14 protein-coding genes and 1 pseudogene are annotated in these 14,495 nt (G+C 72.4%); 7 read left to right on the top strand and 8 right to left on the bottom strand.

Annotation, left to right across the window (positions count from 1 at the left end):
• Positions 1–83 precede the first annotated feature (83 nt).
• The gene (locus ETD83_RS42910) at positions 84–236 is read right to left on the bottom strand and encodes a hypothetical protein (protein ID WP_171064531.1); all 153 of its coding nucleotides are present in this window, start codon (positions 234–236) and stop codon (positions 84–86) included.
• A 281-nt stretch (positions 237–517) separates the two neighbouring features.
• Here ETD83_RS42910 and ETD83_RS31195 point away from each other — a divergent pair, with 281 nt between their 5' ends.
• Genes ETD83_RS31195 through ETD83_RS31175 form a run of 5 tightly spaced genes read left to right on the top strand, consistent with a single transcriptional unit; the run spans position 518 to position 4,517 of the window.
• Positions 518–1,897, top strand: a complete 1,380-nt coding sequence (locus tag ETD83_RS31195) for an ATP-binding protein (protein ID WP_205717990.1) — start codon at positions 518–520, stop codon at positions 1,895–1,897.
• Positions 1,894–2,328, top strand: coding sequence for a roadblock/LC7 domain-containing protein (locus tag ETD83_RS31190; RefSeq protein ID WP_230421312.1), 435 nt, complete (start codon positions 1,894–1,896; stop codon positions 2,326–2,328). The genes ETD83_RS31195 and ETD83_RS31190 overlap by 4 nt, the downstream gene beginning before the upstream one ends.
• A complete protein-coding gene (locus tag ETD83_RS31185) occupies positions 2,325–2,681 on the top strand; it encodes a DUF742 domain-containing protein (protein ID WP_138648788.1) in 357 nt (118 codons plus the stop codon). Before ETD83_RS31190 ends, ETD83_RS31185 begins: the two co-directional genes overlap by 4 nt.
• Positions 2,659–3,258 (top strand): GTP-binding protein, encoded by a 600-nt coding sequence (locus tag ETD83_RS31180; protein WP_138648787.1) that lies wholly within the window; start codon positions 2,659–2,661, stop codon positions 3,256–3,258. The genes ETD83_RS31185 and ETD83_RS31180 overlap by 23 nt, the downstream gene beginning before the upstream one ends.
• Entirely contained in the window at positions 3,255–4,517 is a 1,263-nt protein-coding gene (locus ETD83_RS31175) for a cytochrome P450 (RefSeq protein ID WP_138648786.1), read from the top strand. The genes ETD83_RS31180 and ETD83_RS31175 overlap by 4 nt, the downstream gene beginning before the upstream one ends.
• Here ETD83_RS31175 and ETD83_RS31170 read toward each other — a convergent pair.
• Positions 4,486–5,904, bottom strand: coding sequence for an SPFH domain-containing protein (locus ETD83_RS31170; protein WP_138648785.1), 1,419 nt, complete (start codon positions 5,902–5,904; stop codon positions 4,486–4,488). The genes ETD83_RS31175 and ETD83_RS31170 overlap by 32 nt on opposite strands.
• Before the next feature lie 145 nt (positions 5,905–6,049).
• Here ETD83_RS31170 and ETD83_RS31165 point away from each other — a divergent pair.
• A pseudogene (locus ETD83_RS31165) lies at positions 6,050–7,738 on the top strand (cytochrome c oxidase assembly protein); the annotation flags it as partial.
• Positions 7,739–7,779: 41 nt separating this feature from the next.
• Here the strand turns inward: ETD83_RS31165 and ETD83_RS45000 are convergent.
• The 5 genes from ETD83_RS45000 to ETD83_RS31140 form a co-directional block, all read right to left on the bottom strand.
• Positions 7,780–9,129 carry an HD-GYP domain-containing protein gene (locus ETD83_RS45000; RefSeq protein ID WP_138648783.1) on the bottom strand — a complete coding sequence of 450 codons (1,350 nt, stop codon included), beginning with the start codon at positions 9,127–9,129 and terminating at the stop codon, positions 7,780–7,782.
• A gap of 39 nt (positions 9,130–9,168) precedes the next feature.
• Entirely contained in the window at positions 9,169–10,533 is a 1,365-nt protein-coding gene (locus ETD83_RS31155; RefSeq protein WP_138648782.1) for an HD-GYP domain-containing protein, read from the bottom strand.
• Between the two features lie 589 nt (positions 10,534–11,122).
• Positions 11,123–12,052, bottom strand: a complete 930-nt coding sequence (locus tag ETD83_RS31150) for an NAD-dependent epimerase/dehydratase family protein (RefSeq protein ID WP_138648781.1) — start codon at positions 12,050–12,052, stop codon at positions 11,123–11,125.
• Between the two features lie 20 nt (positions 12,053–12,072).
• On the bottom strand, positions 12,073–12,378 hold the full coding sequence (gene rsrA / locus ETD83_RS31145; protein ID WP_138648780.1) for a mycothiol system anti-sigma-R factor: 306 nt from the start codon (positions 12,376–12,378) through the stop codon (positions 12,073–12,075).
• Positions 12,375–13,130: a sigma-70 family RNA polymerase sigma factor gene (locus ETD83_RS31140; RefSeq protein ID WP_407921532.1), complete on the bottom strand. Its 756-nt coding sequence runs from the start codon at positions 13,128–13,130 to the stop codon at positions 12,375–12,377. Before ETD83_RS31140 ends, rsrA begins: the two co-directional genes overlap by 4 nt.
• Before the next feature lie 179 nt (positions 13,131–13,309).
• Here ETD83_RS31140 and ETD83_RS31135 point away from each other — a divergent pair, with 179 nt between their 5' ends.
• Positions 13,310–14,086: a class I SAM-dependent methyltransferase gene (locus tag ETD83_RS31135; RefSeq protein WP_138648779.1), complete on the top strand. Its 777-nt coding sequence runs from the start codon at positions 13,310–13,312 to the stop codon at positions 14,084–14,086.
• 181 nt (positions 14,087–14,267) lie between these two features.
• Here the strand turns inward: ETD83_RS31135 and ETD83_RS44995 are convergent, their stop codons facing one another.
• Positions 14,268–14,336 carry a hypothetical protein gene (locus ETD83_RS44995; protein ID WP_230421313.1) on the bottom strand — a complete coding sequence of 23 codons (69 nt, stop codon included), beginning with the start codon at positions 14,334–14,336 and terminating at the stop codon, positions 14,268–14,270.
• Positions 14,337–14,495 lie beyond the last annotated feature (159 nt).

The following is a 14,495-nucleotide window of genomic DNA, read 5'->3' as shown; positions in this document are numbered from 1 at the left end:
GAATATACGGCGTCTGCCCGGTGCCGCGTTTTGACTGTTCACTCTTTATTTTTTCTCAAGCAGCTGACGGCATACGAGGTGTCTTAGGGTCTCGTGGGCTCGGAGATGTGTATAAGCGACAGGCCACCGTGCTGGCGGGCGGGCGTCCGGACCTGGTCGGCGTGGTCCGACCGGTAGAGGACGAGCCGGTAGGCGGCACCGCTCTGACGGACGGCCCCACCGAGGAAGTCGTCCACCACAGGCTCCTCCGCCGATCCGCCCAGCGCAGGTGAGCGTATACGATCACGGGCCTCTTATCAGGCGAATCCTGCGGAAGGTGACGCGGCTCGGACGGCCTGTGATCACGGGATGCGTCCGGTGGCAAGTTTCTCTGCGCGCATGCACAAGCGCGCACGTGCATTTCCGTCCTACGGTGCCGAAACCGCGGCGTATACACACCCGCCCGGACCTCCACCCCACCCGGCCAAGAGACGGCCCATGCCGGTCCGCCTCGCTAAACGTGTGCACCGAGGATCTGATGGAGCAATTCCTCTTGGCGACGGCGTTCGTCATCGTGGCCGGCGCGGGTGTCGCCGCCGCGGTCCTGCTGGTCCGCGAGCGGCGGGAGGCCGCCGCCCTCCGCACGCGCAACGCCGCCCTGACCCGCGGCGTCGACCTGCGCGAGCGGGAGCTGCGGCACCTGGCGGACGTCCGGCTGCCCGAGCTCATGGAGTCGCTGGCGAACCCGGGCATGGACGTCGCCGGGCCGCTGCACGACCTGGCGCGCGAGGCCCCCGCGTACGACAAGGCGTTGCAGAGGGTGATGGAGCTGTTCGCCGGGTCCGCCGAGGGCGTCCGGGAGCGCTCCGACCAGTCCGCGAAGTCGACGCTGCGCGCGATGATGCGCACCGTGCAGAGCCTCGCGAACGAGCAGCAGTTCGCCATCTCCACCATGCAGGAGCGCCACGACGACCCGGACGTCCTGGAGGGCCTGCTCCGCATCGACCACATGAACGCGCAGCTCGGGCGGCGCGCCCAGGCCACCGCGGTGCTGTGCGGGTCGTGGCCGGGGCAGCAGCGGTCGGCGTCGTCGCTGAGCGACGTCGTGCGCGGCGCGACGTCCCGCATCCGCGACTACCTGCGCGTCAACCTGGAGGGGACGGTCTCCGGCGCGGTGACGAGCCGGGCCGTGGAGCCGGTCGTGCTGACGCTGGCGGAGCTGCTCGACAACGCGGCGCGGCACTCGCGTCCCGACACCACCGTCGAGGTCAACTTCCGGGCCGCGCACAACGGCGTCGCCATCATGATCGACGACGCGGGCGTCGCGATGGACGCCGAGGAGCTGCAGCGCGCGGCGGAGCTGCTGTCCGGCGAGACGTCGGTGGACGTCCACCGGCTCGGCGACCCGCCGCAGATCGGGTTCGCGGTCGCGGGCGTCCTCGCCGCGCGCTACGGCTTCCGCGTGTCGGTCGACTCCCGCTCCCCCTACGGCGGCGTGCGGGCCGTGGTGTTCGTGCCGAGCGCGCTGCTCACCACCGTCCCGGACGCCAAGCGTCCCGAGCCGGCCGCGGCGCCGCCTCCCCCCGCCGGGCCCACGGGTCCCGAGCGGGGCGCCGCCCCGAAGACCGGCGCTTCCACCGCCGGTGGCCTGCCCAAACGCAGCCGCGTCTCGGCCGCCAGCGGCCGCGGCGGGACGCCGGGCGGGGGCGGCGGGCCCGGCGCCCCGGACGGCGGGGAGGAACCGGCCGCCAGACCGGCGCGGGAGACCGCGGCGGGCCTCGGCGCCTGGCAGCGCGGGACGCGGTCCGGCCGTGCCGCGACACCGCCCGACGTCCACGGCCCGGCCGGGGCGGACCCCGGCGCCGCGGGCGGCGGCGACGAGGACCCCGCCACCGACGACGGGGACCAGCGGTCATGACAAAGGGGCGGAAGAGCGCGATGGACGACGGTACGAACCGGCTCGGCTGGATGCTGGACGACGCGCTGCGGATGCCGGAGACGCGCTACGCGATCCTGCTGTCGGCCGACGGCCTGCTCATGGCGCACTCCGAGCGGATCGGCAGGGACGACGCGGAACGGCAGGCCGCGGGCATGTCCGGCCTGCAGTCGCTCGCCCGCGCGACCGCCGAGTTCTGCGGCGACCCCGGCACCACCTGGCGGCAGACGGTGAACGAGTTCGACGACGGGTACGTGTTCCTCGTCGCCGCCGGCCCCGGCGCCTACCTCGCGGTGTCGGCGACGCAGCACGTCGACATGGAGGCGGTCTCGTTCCGGCTCCAGGAACTGGTCCAGCGGCTGGGCAAGGAGATGACCAGCCCGCCGCGTCCGGGCGCGGGCAGTCCCGCATGACGCCTCGCCGGAACGAACGGGCGCTCGTCCGCCCGCACGTCGTGACCGGCGGGCGGGCGCGGCCGTCGCGCAACGTGTTCGACGTCGTCACCCTCGTCCTCGCGACCGGCGACCTGCCGCGCACGGGCCTCACGCCCGAAAAGGTCCAGATCGTGGAGCTCTGCTTAGGCGGGGCGCTGTCGGTCGCGGAGATCTCCGGGCATCTCGGTCTGCCCGTCGGGATCACCAGGGTCCTGCTGTCCGATCTCGTGGACAGCGGGCATCTCACCACCCGGGCCGGCGCACCCGCCGCCCCGGCACCCAAGGTCCGGCTCCTTCAGGAGGTGCTCGATGGACTCCGCGCTCGCCTCTGAGCCACCGCCCTATCTGCCCGACACCGTCCGGACGTCGGTCAAGATCCTCATCGTGGGGCACTTCGCCGTCGGCAAGACGACCTACATCGGGACGCTGTCGGAGATCCGCCCGCTGCGCACCGAGGAGCGGATGACGCAGGCCGGCGCGGCCGTCGACGACCTCGCCGGGATCAAGGACAAGACGACCACCACGGTCGCGATGGACTTCGGCCGCCTCACGCTGACCGACGACATCGTCCTCTACCTGTTCGGGACGCCGGGCCAGGAGCGCTTCAGCCGGCTGTGGGACGACCTGGCGCGCGGCGCGCTCGGCGCGCTGATCCTCGTGGACACCGCCCGCCTCGACCGGTCGTTCGCCGCCATGGACGTCGTGGAGAAGCAGGGCCTGCCGTACGCGGTGGCCGTCAACCACTTCGACGGCTCGCCGTCCTTCCCGGAGGACGAGGTGCGCGAGGCCCTGGACCTCGCGCCGGGCACCCCGCTCGTCACGTGCGACGCCCGCGACCGCAGGTCGTCCACCGAGGCGCTGATCTCGCTCGTCGATCACCTTCTCACCCTCGACACGGAGCAGCCGTGACCACCGCATCAGAGCATCGGCGCACCGGCACGGAGCCGGTGCGGTTCCCGCTGTACGGGCCGGAGTTCACAAGGACCCCCGACCGCGTCTACGACCGGATGCGCGCGCACGGCGACCTCGTGCCGGTCGAGCTGGTCCCGGGCGTCCCGGCGACGCTGGTCCTGGGCTATGACGCGGCGCTGGAGATCCTGCGCGACCCGGACCGGTTCCCGCGCTGCAGCGAGGTGTGGGAGGAGGAGGTGGGGCCGGAGTGCCCGGTGCTGCCGATGCTGCAGGCCCGGCCGAACGCGCTGTTCACCAACGGTGCCGTGCACGCCCGCTTCCGGTCGGTGATCGTCGACAGCCTCACCCGCGTCCATCCGGCCGCGCTGCGCCGGTACGCCGAGGACGCCGCGGACGGCCTCATCGACGCCTTCGCCGGCGACGGCAAGGCCGACCTCATCGCCCAGTACACCCGCCCGATACCGCTGCTGGTGTTCCGAGAGCTGTTCGGCTGCCCGCGGGAGATCGCCGAGCGGCTCGAAAAGGGCATGACCGGCATGCTCGAAGGCGTCGGCGATCCCGCGCAGTCGCTCGCCATGCTCGAACAGGCCGCGCGGGACCTGGTGACGCTGAAGCGCGCCAAGCCCGGCGCGGACGTGGCGTCCTGGATGCTGCGCCACCCCACCGGGCTGGACGACGAGGAGGTGACGAACCAGGTCGGGCTGCTGCTCGCGTCCGGCACCGAGCCGGAGAACTCGCTGATCGCCAACGGCATCCGGCTGCTGCTGTCGGACGACCGGTTCGGCGGCGACCTGTCCGGCGGCAGCCTGCCCGTCGAGGACGCGCTGGACGAGATCCTCTGGACCGACCCGCCGATCTCCAACTACGGCCCGACGTTCCCGCGCCAGGACGTCAACTTCCACGGCTACCGGCTGCCCGCCCACCAGCCCGTCATCATCAGCTATACGGCCGCGAACACCGACCCGAGTCGTTCCGGGGGGCGTGGGGGGTCGTTCCCCCACAATGAAACGTCCCGGTCGTCGGCGAACCGGAAGGGGAACCGGGCGCATCTGGCGTTCGCGGGCGGGCCGCACACCTGCCCGGCCAAGAACCACGCCCGGCTGATCGCGTCGGTGGCCATCGAGAAGCTCCTCGACCGCCTCCCGGAGGTGGAGCTCGCCGTCGCGCCCGAGGACCTGGAGTGGCGGCCGGGCGCGTTCCACCGCGCCCTGACCGCCCTCCCCGTCATCTTCCCGCCGGCCCCCGGCCGTCCGTAGCGGTCCCGTCGGCGGCGGCGCGCAGGGCGCCGACGACGGCGGTCAGCTGCGTGATCAGGCCCGCCACGCTGGTCTGGTCGGCGCCGTTGACGGTGACGGTGCGCAGCTCGTCCGGCTTGGGCAGCCGCGCCATGATGTCCGGCAGCGAGGCGATGAGCCGGGTCTGCACGGCGGCGGGCGTCCGGTCGTTCTCGATCGCGGCGCGGGCGCCCTCCCGCTCCAGGTCCAGCAGCGCCTGCTCGTGCAGGGACCGGGCGCGCATCTCGGCGAGGGCGTGCTCGCCCTCCGCGCGGAGCCGGGCCAGCTCGTGGTCGCGCTCGGCGCGGAGCCGTCCCGTCTCGGCCTCCTCCTCGTGCCGCTCCCGCTCCATCCGCAGCGCGTGCCGCGTCGTCTCGGTCTGCAGCTCGGCGACCTCGCGGGCGTCGTCGTGCTCCCGCTTGGCGCGGCGCAGCTTCTCGGCCGCCTCGGTGTCGAACAGCTGCGACTCGTTGCGGGCGCGCAGCTCCGCCAGCTCCCGCTCGTGCTCCAGCCGCTGCGTCTCCTTGATGCGCGCGGCCGCCATCTCGCGCTGCGCGACGGCCTCCTCGGCCTCCAGCTCCGCCAGCCGCGCGATCTGCCCCTGCTCGGACCGGTAGGGCTTCTGCAGGTTCTCCCAGAGCCGGGACGAGCTGACCACGGCCTCCTTGATCTGCACCGTGACGATCCGGAGCCCGAGCCCCTGGTCGCTGGTGTCCTCGCCCTCGGCGACCGCGCGCAGGCGGGCGGTCAGCTCCTCGATGATGGGCTGCTTGTCGCTGAGGACGTCCCGGACCCCCATCGTGGACACCTTGTCCTTGATCGCGGCCTCCGCCTGCTCGCGGAGCTGCAGGTTGACCAGGCGCATCGGGTCGTCGGCGTCGCCGAAGTCGAGCTTGCGGTAGGCGATCCCGAAGTCCTGGATGATCCACTGGACGTAGCCCTGGACGAGCACGCCCTGCAGTTCCCGGCAGATGCAGTACGCGTTGATCAGGATCGTCTGCGTCGCGCCCGGCACCACGAGGAACGAGTCGGTGGACGGGTTGAACCGGAACGACACCCCGAGCCCGATGTGCAGCGGCTCGGCCCGTCCGCGCCGGGTGTGCACGACGAACGCGTTCGGCGGGACGAGCACGTTCTTCCACCGCCAGAACCCGCTGATCCGCACGTCCACCGGGCCGGGCGCGGGCCCGTCGGCGGGGGGCGCGCCGCTGAGGGCACGGTGGCGCTTGGCGATCGGGCCGGGCGGCGGCGGGGCGATGCCCGCCGGCGCGGGCGCCGGAGCGCGCCGGGACCGCAAGTCGTCCTCCAGCACCGCCTGCTGCGCGACGACCTTCTCCAGATATGTGTTGCCCTGGTCGGAACCGCTCATCTCGCTCCCTCAAGCCCTGATCGGTTGGCGGTACCTTATTGCCGCCTGAACCTTCCGGGCGGGTTTATCCGTATGTCCGACCGTGACGACACGTGTGCGGCAGGCTCCCCCGGCCGAGCGGCAGGCACCGGCGCCCGACCGGCGGATGCTCGCGATCGGCGCCGCCGCGCTCGCGCTGGTCGTCCTCGCGCTGGTGGTGCGGCTCGGCGGAGCGTTCAGCCCCGCGGCGGCGCCGGGGTTGTCGCAGGCCGGTGCGCTGACCAAGGCCGGCCTGTCGGTCGCGAAGCTCGGCATGAACGTCGCGGCGGTGCTCACGGTCGGGTGGCTGCTGGTCGCGGCGGTGTTCGTCCGTCCGCCGTCGCCCACGGCGGCCCGCTGCGCGCGCGCCGTGTCGCTGACCGCGCTGGCGTGGGCGCTGTGCACGCTCGCGCTGATCGTGTTCTCCGTCCTCGACCTCTTCGGGACGGGGTTCACCGGCGTCACCGGCGACATGATGCGCACGTTCCTCATCGAGCTTCCGCAGGGCCGGGCGCTGCTGCTCGTCCTCGGGGTCGCGGTCGCGCTCGCGGTGGCGGCGAGCCTGCCCCGCGCCGAGAACGGCGCGGGATACCTGCTGGCCGCCGCGCTCGCGGGCCTGCTGCCGCCGCTGTTCACCGGCCACGCGGCGAACGCCTCGAACCACGCGCTCGCCGTGCACAGCCTGGTCGCGCATGTCGCCGGCGTCTCGCTGTGGATCGGCGGGCTCGTCGCCCTGATCACCGTCGCACCGGACGTCCCCGGCAGGCTCCCGCGGATCGTCGGCCGGTACAGCGGGCTGGCGCTGGTTTCGTTCGCCGTCGTCGGGGTGAGCGGCGCGGTGAACGCGTGGGTGCGGCTCGGCGGCGTCCAGCTCGGGTCGCGGTACGGGGCGCTGGTCGTCGCGAAGATCGCGGCGCTGATCGTCCTCGGCGCGCTGGGATGGTGGCACCGCCGCGCGACCATCCCCGCCCTGCGGGACGGGCGCGGGATGCGAGGCTTCGTCCGGCTCGGCGCCGTCGAGGTCCTCATCATGGCGGCGACCATGGCGCTCGCGACCGGGCTCGCCCGCACGCCGCCGCCCGAGAACCCGCCGGGCACGCTCGACGTCGTGGCGCTGCGCCTCGGCTTCCCGCTGCCCGGCCCCGCCGGGCTCGGCCGCTACCTGCTCGACTGGTGGATCGACCCGCTGTTCCTCGTGCTGATCGCGGCGGGCGCCGTCCTTTATGGGGCCGGCGTCGTCCGCGTGCGGGAGTGGCCGTGGCGGCGCGGCGCGTCCTGGGCGGCCGGGCTGCTGGTCGTGCTGCTCGCCACCGGCAGCGGCATCTCCCGGTACAGCATGGTCCTGTTCAGCGCCCACGCCGTGCAGCACGTTCTCGTCGGCGTGGTCGCCCCGCTGCTGCTCCTGTACGGCGCGCCAGTGCGCCTGGCGCAACAGGCCATGCGTGGTGAGGGCGCGGAGTTGCTGGCAGCCGCGGCGAGCAGCCGCGGGCTGCGGGCGCTGTCGCATCCGGTCATCGCCTCCACCCTGCTCCTGCTCAGCCTCTACGCGTGGTACGTGTCGCCGCTGTTCGGCGCGTCCCTGGCCAACCACGCGCTGCACTCCCTGGCGATGCTGTGCTTCCTCGTCGTCGGGTTGGCGTACTTCCACGGGACGGCCGGGACGCTCATCCCCGTCGCCGTCCTGCCGCTGCACGTGATCGCGGGCGTGGCGCTCATGCGGGACGGGACCGTCCACGGCAACTGGTACGAGGACCTCGGCCGACGATGGGGCGCGTCACCCCTGGACGACCAGCGCCTCGGCGCGCTGCTCCTCTGGACGGCCGCGGCCGCCGTCACGCTGGCGACCGCGCTGTGGGCCTACTGGCGGGGGCGGCGGTCCACGACGCGGCTGAGCGCCTCGACGACGGTCGGGTCGTACTCGGCGGCGGAGTCGAGCCTGAGCCGCTCCAGCACGGCGGCGCCGCGGTCGCGGTCGGAGGAGTCGCCGACCAGGTCGTCGTAGGCGTTGGCGACCTTGATGATGCGCCCGGCGAGCGGCGGCGGGACCGGCCGGTCCGCGCCGGCGGAGTCGCCGGACGGGTCGTCGGCGCGGGCCTCGCGGCCGGTCCGGTACGGGTGGGACGACAGCTGGACGATGTGCGCCACCCGGTCCAGCACCCCGGTCTGCTTGATCACCTCGGCGCCCAGCTCGGCGATGCGGCGCTGCTCGGCCGGGGACGCCAGCACGGTCGCGCCGCCGGGGATCGGGTCGCCGAGCGAGAGCTGCCCGATGTCGTGCATCAGCGCCGCGTACTCCAGTTCGAGGAGCTCCTCCTCGGACATGCCGAGCTCGCGTCCCATCGCGACCGCGAGCTGCGACACCCGCCGCGAGTGCCCCGTCTCGACGTAGCCGCCGACCTCGGTGACCCGCGACAGCGCCCGGACGGTCTGCAGGTAGGTGGCGCGGATCCCGGCGTACCGGCGGAACGCGAACTGCGTCACCAGGATCGGCACCGTGAAGATCAGCAGCGCGGCCTCGCCCATCGCGGTCGTCGCCACCGCGATCAGCATGGCGGTCGCGCTGGTCGCGGCGCACAGCGCCATCTTGGCCTCGGCCTCGTCCCGCAGCGCGATGCCGAACCGCGCCCGGACGGCCTCCGCCCGGATCACCGCGGCGATCAGCACGTCGGTGAAGCACGACGCGATCACGACGACGCCCATGACGGCCAGCACCAGCTGCCAGGGCAGGTCGAACGACAGCACGGGCCGGAAGCACAGCGCGACGACGGCGACGTTGAACAGCCGCCGCGCCATCGCGTCCGGGCGCGGCGACCGGCCGACCGCGATGTGCGGCAGCGACCCGATCAGCATCCCGACCGCGGTGACGGCGACGACCTGCAGCGCCGAGTGGTCGGCCGCGACGACGCCGAGCCGCGCGTCCGGCGGCGCGCCCTCGGGGCCGACGCCGACGAGCAGCGCGTACCCCATCGCGCCCGCGCTGGCGATCGGCGCGACCTCGCGGTTGCCGGGCATCACCATGCGGAACAGCTCGCCGAGCGCGATCAGCACCCCGAAGATGATCGCGATGTTGGGCTGGCGGAGCCCGACCGCGGCGACGTGCGCGATGGCGACGACGACGAACAGCCCGGCGGTGGCGATCAGCAGCAGCTGGCCGGAGTCGATCGTCTGCCACGCGGCCCGCTCCCGGGCACGGCCGTGACCGCTCATGTGTGACCGCTCATATCTGGTTGCTCATGGGACGTCCCGTCACCGCCGCACCTCGTCGCTCGGCCGGACCTCGTCGCCGGCGACGCGGAGGGGCGCGCTCGGGTCGTCGTGGTCCTGCCGGGTGGTCTCGACGACGTCGTCGTCCGGCAGGACGACCGGGTCGGGCGGCACCCACGGGTCGCGGTCGAGCGCCCGCAGGAACGCCTCGACGATCTCCGGGTCGAAGTGGTCGCCCATGCAGCGGCGCAGCTCCGCGACGGCCTCGTCGACGCTGCGGGCGGGCCGGTAGGAGCGGGTGGACGTCATCGAGTCGAACGCGTCGGCGACGGCGATGACCCGGGCGAACTCGGGGATCTCGTCGCCGGCGAGGCCCATCGGGTAGCCGCGGCCGTTCATCTTCTCGTGGTGGTGCATGATGCCGGCGAGCGCCTCGTCCAGGAACCCGATCTCCCGGACGATCTCCAGCCCGCGCATCGGGTGCAGCTGGATCGCGGCGAACTCCTCCTCGGTCATCGGCCCGTTCTTCTGCAGCACCTTCGTCGGGACGCCGAGCTTGCCGACGTCGTGCAGCATCCCGGCGTAGCGGATCGCCTCGACCCGGTCGGCGCGCATCCCGATCTCCTGCGCGATCATCACGGAGCCGCGGGAGACCCGCTCGGAGTGGCCGCGGGTGTAGTAGTCCTTGGTCTCGACGGCCTGGCACAGCGCGGCGAGGGTGGCGGCGTGCGCCTGCTGCTGCACGTACGCCTGGTCCATCGCCCACCGGGCGATGAGCAGCGGCAGCAGGACGAGGACGGCGGCGAACGGCCCGACGCGCGGCCACAGCCCGGCGATCAGCAGACCGACCATGCCGTAGCCGAGGCAGCCGACGGCGAGGCGGCCGCTCTCGTGCAGCAGCTCGCGCGGTGTCGCCTGCCGGGCGAGGAGCAGCACTCCGCCCATGAGCGTCAGGTTGACCAGGACGAAGGTGACGAGCGCGCCGAGGAACGGGCCGATGACGTTCTCGACCCAGCGGGCCTGCTCGGGATGGAACCGGTCGCCGCCGAGCAGCTCGAAGACCGTCCCGGCGATGAAGCCGCAGAGCGCGAGCTGCCCGCCGTTGAAGACGCGCTTGACGGGCGCGAAGAAGCGCTGGCCCGTGACCACGGCGCAGAAGCCGAGGAGCGCGGCGCCGGAGGGCCCGAGCAGCACCACCGAGGCGAGGCTGGCGGCGAAGCTCATCGACACCCGCGCGCGGGCGACGTTCAGCCGGGCGGGCGCGGAGTCGCAGATGAGGAACAGCAGGGCCAGTACGGCGAGCTGGTCCCAGTCGATGTCCGCGAATGACGACGTGGCGATGAGCCCGGCCGCGAGGGCGACCACTCCGCAGACGTACGCCCAGGCAGCGAGAGGTAGACCACGCATTGCCGCCCCTCAGGGAGGGAACACGCCTCATCCGGCCTGTCCGCGATGGCGCGTCCGGTGCGGGCGGGCCGGGGACGAGAAGTGTTCAGTGACGAATGGCGGGCCGTCACCGGGCAAGCGCGTACCTCGCGGCACCTCGCCTACACCCAGGACACACCCTCGGACATCATCAGCGACGACGCCGAGGCGCACCGGCGCCGGACGTGTCCCGCCGGCGTCACGCGCTTGAGCATGGCTCCTTGCCTCCCCCCGCGATCCGGGCCGTCCGGCCTCGCGGCCGGTCGCCGGGACCGGGACGGTCCAGGCTTCCGGCCGAGCACATACCCCGAATTCACGGGTATGCACGTGCTCCCGTCGCTGATTTCGGCACAAGCCTAACGTGGACTGCCCAGGCCACACAGGCATGCGAGGAAACGTGAGCAAAGCGTGAACCTATCGTCACCTTAGGTGATCATTTGCCCGGCCCGAATGCACGTTTCGCAGGCGGACAATAGTGAGCGACACCGGCAACGCACGTGCATCCGCAATTCCAGCCGAATATGCACCAAGAAAGAGTACGAAAACGGCGACACCTGACGAGACCTGGCATTCACCGGCGAGCCGGGGCGTTCCGCTCCCGCGCCCATGCGACCGTCTCGGCGACGCCCTCCCGCAGGCCCACCCGCGGCGTCCAGCCGAGCGCCTCCCCCGTCCGCCGGGGATCGACGGACATCGCGGGCAGGTCCCCCAGCCGGGGCGGCGCGAACTCCGGGTCGTCCGGCGCGCCCGCCGCCTCCGCGACCACGGTGTGCAGGTCGCGGTCCGTGGTCTCGACACCGGTGCCCACGTTGAGCCGGAGACCGCCGCCCCGCTCGTCCGCAGCGCGGGCGAACGCGTCGACCACGTCCAGTACGTACACGTAGTCGCGGGTCTGGGTGCCGTCGCCGTACACCTTGGTCGGACGGCCCGCCAGCAGCGCGTCCGTGAAGATCGAGACGACGCCCGCCTCGCCCTCGGGCGTCTGCCTCGGCCCGTAGACGTTCGCCAGCGTCAGCGTCGTGAAGTCGATGCCGTGCAGCGCCCGGTACGTCTGCGCGTACACCTCGCCGGACACCTTGGACGCCGCGTACGGGGACGCGGGCCGCAGCTCGGCGTCCGGCGGGACGGGCAGCGCGTCCGGCACCCCGTACACAGCGCAGCTCGACGTGAACACGACCTTGCGCCCGCCCGCCGCCCGCGCCGCCTCCAGGACGTTCGCCGTCCCGACCACGTTCGTCCGCGCGTCGTGCAGCGGGTCGGCCACGCTGGCGCGCACGCTGACCTGGGCGGCGAGATGGCAGATCACCGCGGGCCGCCGCACCGCGGCCTTCTCGACGAGCCCCGGGTCGGCGACGTCCATCTCCCACAGCTCCACGCCGGGACGGACGTTGTCGCCGGACGAAAGATCGTCCACACCGATGACCTCGTGGCCGTCGGCGACGAGCCGGTCGACGAGATGGGAACCGATGAAACCGGCCGCGCCGGTGACGAGTGCGAGCACCCGCAGAACGATACCGGCGGTCAGGCGCTTCCGGACGTCTCGGACTTCTCCGCCGCGCCGGTCGCCTTGATCTCGCCGCAGATCTCCTCGATGCGGCCGAGCACCTTGTCGCGCAGGTCGCTCGGCGCCGGCTCACAGCCGCAGGACTTGTTCACCAGCTTCTTGACGGCCTCTTCGAGCCCGTACTCGCGCAGGCACGGGCCGCACTCGTCCAGGTGCTCCCGCACCTCCCCGCAGCCGCCCTGGTCGAGCTCGCCGTCCAGGTAGGTGTAGACCCGCGCCAGCACCTCGTCGCAGGGAGTCTCATGGTGGTTGCCGCAGCTCATTTGGTGGAACCTCCGCTCGCCCTGGTCAGGCCCCGGTCCTGAGCGTAGTCCTCCAGCATGCCGCGCAACTGCCTCCTGCCGCGGTGCAGGCGGGACATCACCGTGCCGATGGGCGTGCCCATGATCTCGGCGATCTCCTTGTACGCGAACCCCTCGACGTCGGCGAGGTAGACGGCGATGCGGAACTCCTCCGGCAGCTCCTGCAGCGCCCGCTTCACGTCGGTGTCGGGCAGGTGCTCCAGCGCCTCCGCCTCGGCGGACTTCAGCCCGCTGGACGTGTGCGACTCCGCGCGGGCGATCTGCCAGTCCTCGATCTCCTCGGTGGCGGCCTGCTGCGGCTGGCGCTGCTTCTTGCGGTAGGAGTTGATGAACGTGTTGGTCAGGATCCGGTAGAGCCACGCCTTGAGATTGGTGCCTTCCTTGAACTGGTGGAAGGACGCGAACGCCTTGGCGAACGTCTCCTGGACGAGATCCTCGGCGTCCGCCGGGTTGCGCGTCATGCGCAGCGCGGCCGAATACAGCTGGTCCAAGAACGGGAGCACGTCGCGCTGGAACCGCTCCTGGCGCTGCTCCACGGTCTCCGTGGTGCCCTGTACCTGACCCACCCCCTCGGCTGTGGCGCCCGTGGCCCTGACTCGGCCGTCGGCGTCGTTCCCCACAGACGATATCGGCCCGCGCTGCTTGCTCAGGCGGGCGGGTGCCGCCGCGTCGGCGCGCGGTGTACGCCGCAGATCGGCAACGGCTGTGGTCATCGGTGTGCACCTCCGCTGTACTTGCCTGTGAGACGGTGCAACACCGCAATGTCCCCGCCGATTCCCGTCAGGAAGTGACGAAACGATCCCGCCCCCGCGCGCCCCCGTCCTGCACGGAGGGTGATGATCACCCCTCAACGGGGAAGACCTGACATATACGGCGAGAACAGGAGCAAGTGGTGCAACCGGTGCTACCGGCGCAACCTTCCGAGCCCACCATCGCCAGTCTGCGTGACGTCTCCGGGGACTCCCTGGCGCGCTACTGGACGTTCTACTGGGCGGTCGCGTCCGCCCAGCTGGCCAGATGGCTGCCGCGCAGACCCTCCCGGGTGCTGGACGTCTCGGGCGGACGCTGCGCGGCGCAGGCCGCCGAGGCGGGGCACACCGTCCTCGAGGTGCGCGATCCGGGCAGGGCCGACGCGGGGGAACGTCCGGCCAAGAACACCGCCATCCCGCTGATCGGCGACACGGGCACGCTCGCCTTCCTCACCGACGCGTCCATGGACGCCGTGATCGCAGAGAACCGCGTCCTGTCCCGCCACCTCGCCACCGAGTCCACGGTCGCCGAGATCGCCCGCGTGCTGCGCCCCGGCGGGCGCGTCCTGCTCTGCGTCGACTCCTTGACGCTGGGCATGGCGCTGCTGGCCGAGCGGAACTACTGGGCGCACCTGTCCGACGTCCCGAGCGCCGAGGTCGTGCTCGTCCCCTGGCCGGACGGGACGATCACCCGCTCCTTCTCGGCCCACCAGCTCCGCGAGCTCCTCGCCGAGGCGGGCCTCGAAGTCGAGTGGATCAGGCCGCGCACCGTCCTGTCCCCCTCGATGGTCGAGCACGTCCTGGCCGACTCCCCGCGCGCCCTCGCCCGGCTCGTCCGCACCGAACTGAACGCCCCGAGCCCCGACGAGTCTCTGGGCATCCACCTATTGGCCAGTGCCCGCCGCCGTGGCAAGGCGTGACCGCCTTGCCACGGCGGCGGGCACGTGCGATCGCTGCATCGCTCCGGCTCGCCTGGCGGCTCGCTGCGCGATCAGATTCTCGCAAGCTCGAATCTGCCTTCGGTCGCGATCGCAACGGTTGGGGTTGTGGCGTGGTTGCGGCGATGGCTGAGGTAGGCGCGTCCGGCGGTTGCGATGGGATCTAATAGCCGCTGCGGTCGTGTGCGGATTGGCAGGTTATGCAGCGGGCCGCATCGGGGCGGGCCTCCAGGCGGCCTTCGGGGACGGGGCGGCCGCAGCCGACGCAGCGGCCGTACGTGCCGTCGCCGATCCGCTCCAGCGCCTCGGCGACGGCGCGGCGGTGGCGTTCGAGGGAGTCAAGGGCTGTCCCTTATACACATCTGACGCTGCCGACGAATTAGACGGTGCA

This window comes from Actinomadura soli, from assembly GCF_005889715.1.
Classification (GTDB): domain Bacteria; phylum Actinomycetota; class Actinomycetes; order Streptosporangiales; family Streptosporangiaceae; genus Spirillospora; species Spirillospora soli.
This window is presented reverse-complemented; position numbering and strand designations above follow the sequence as displayed.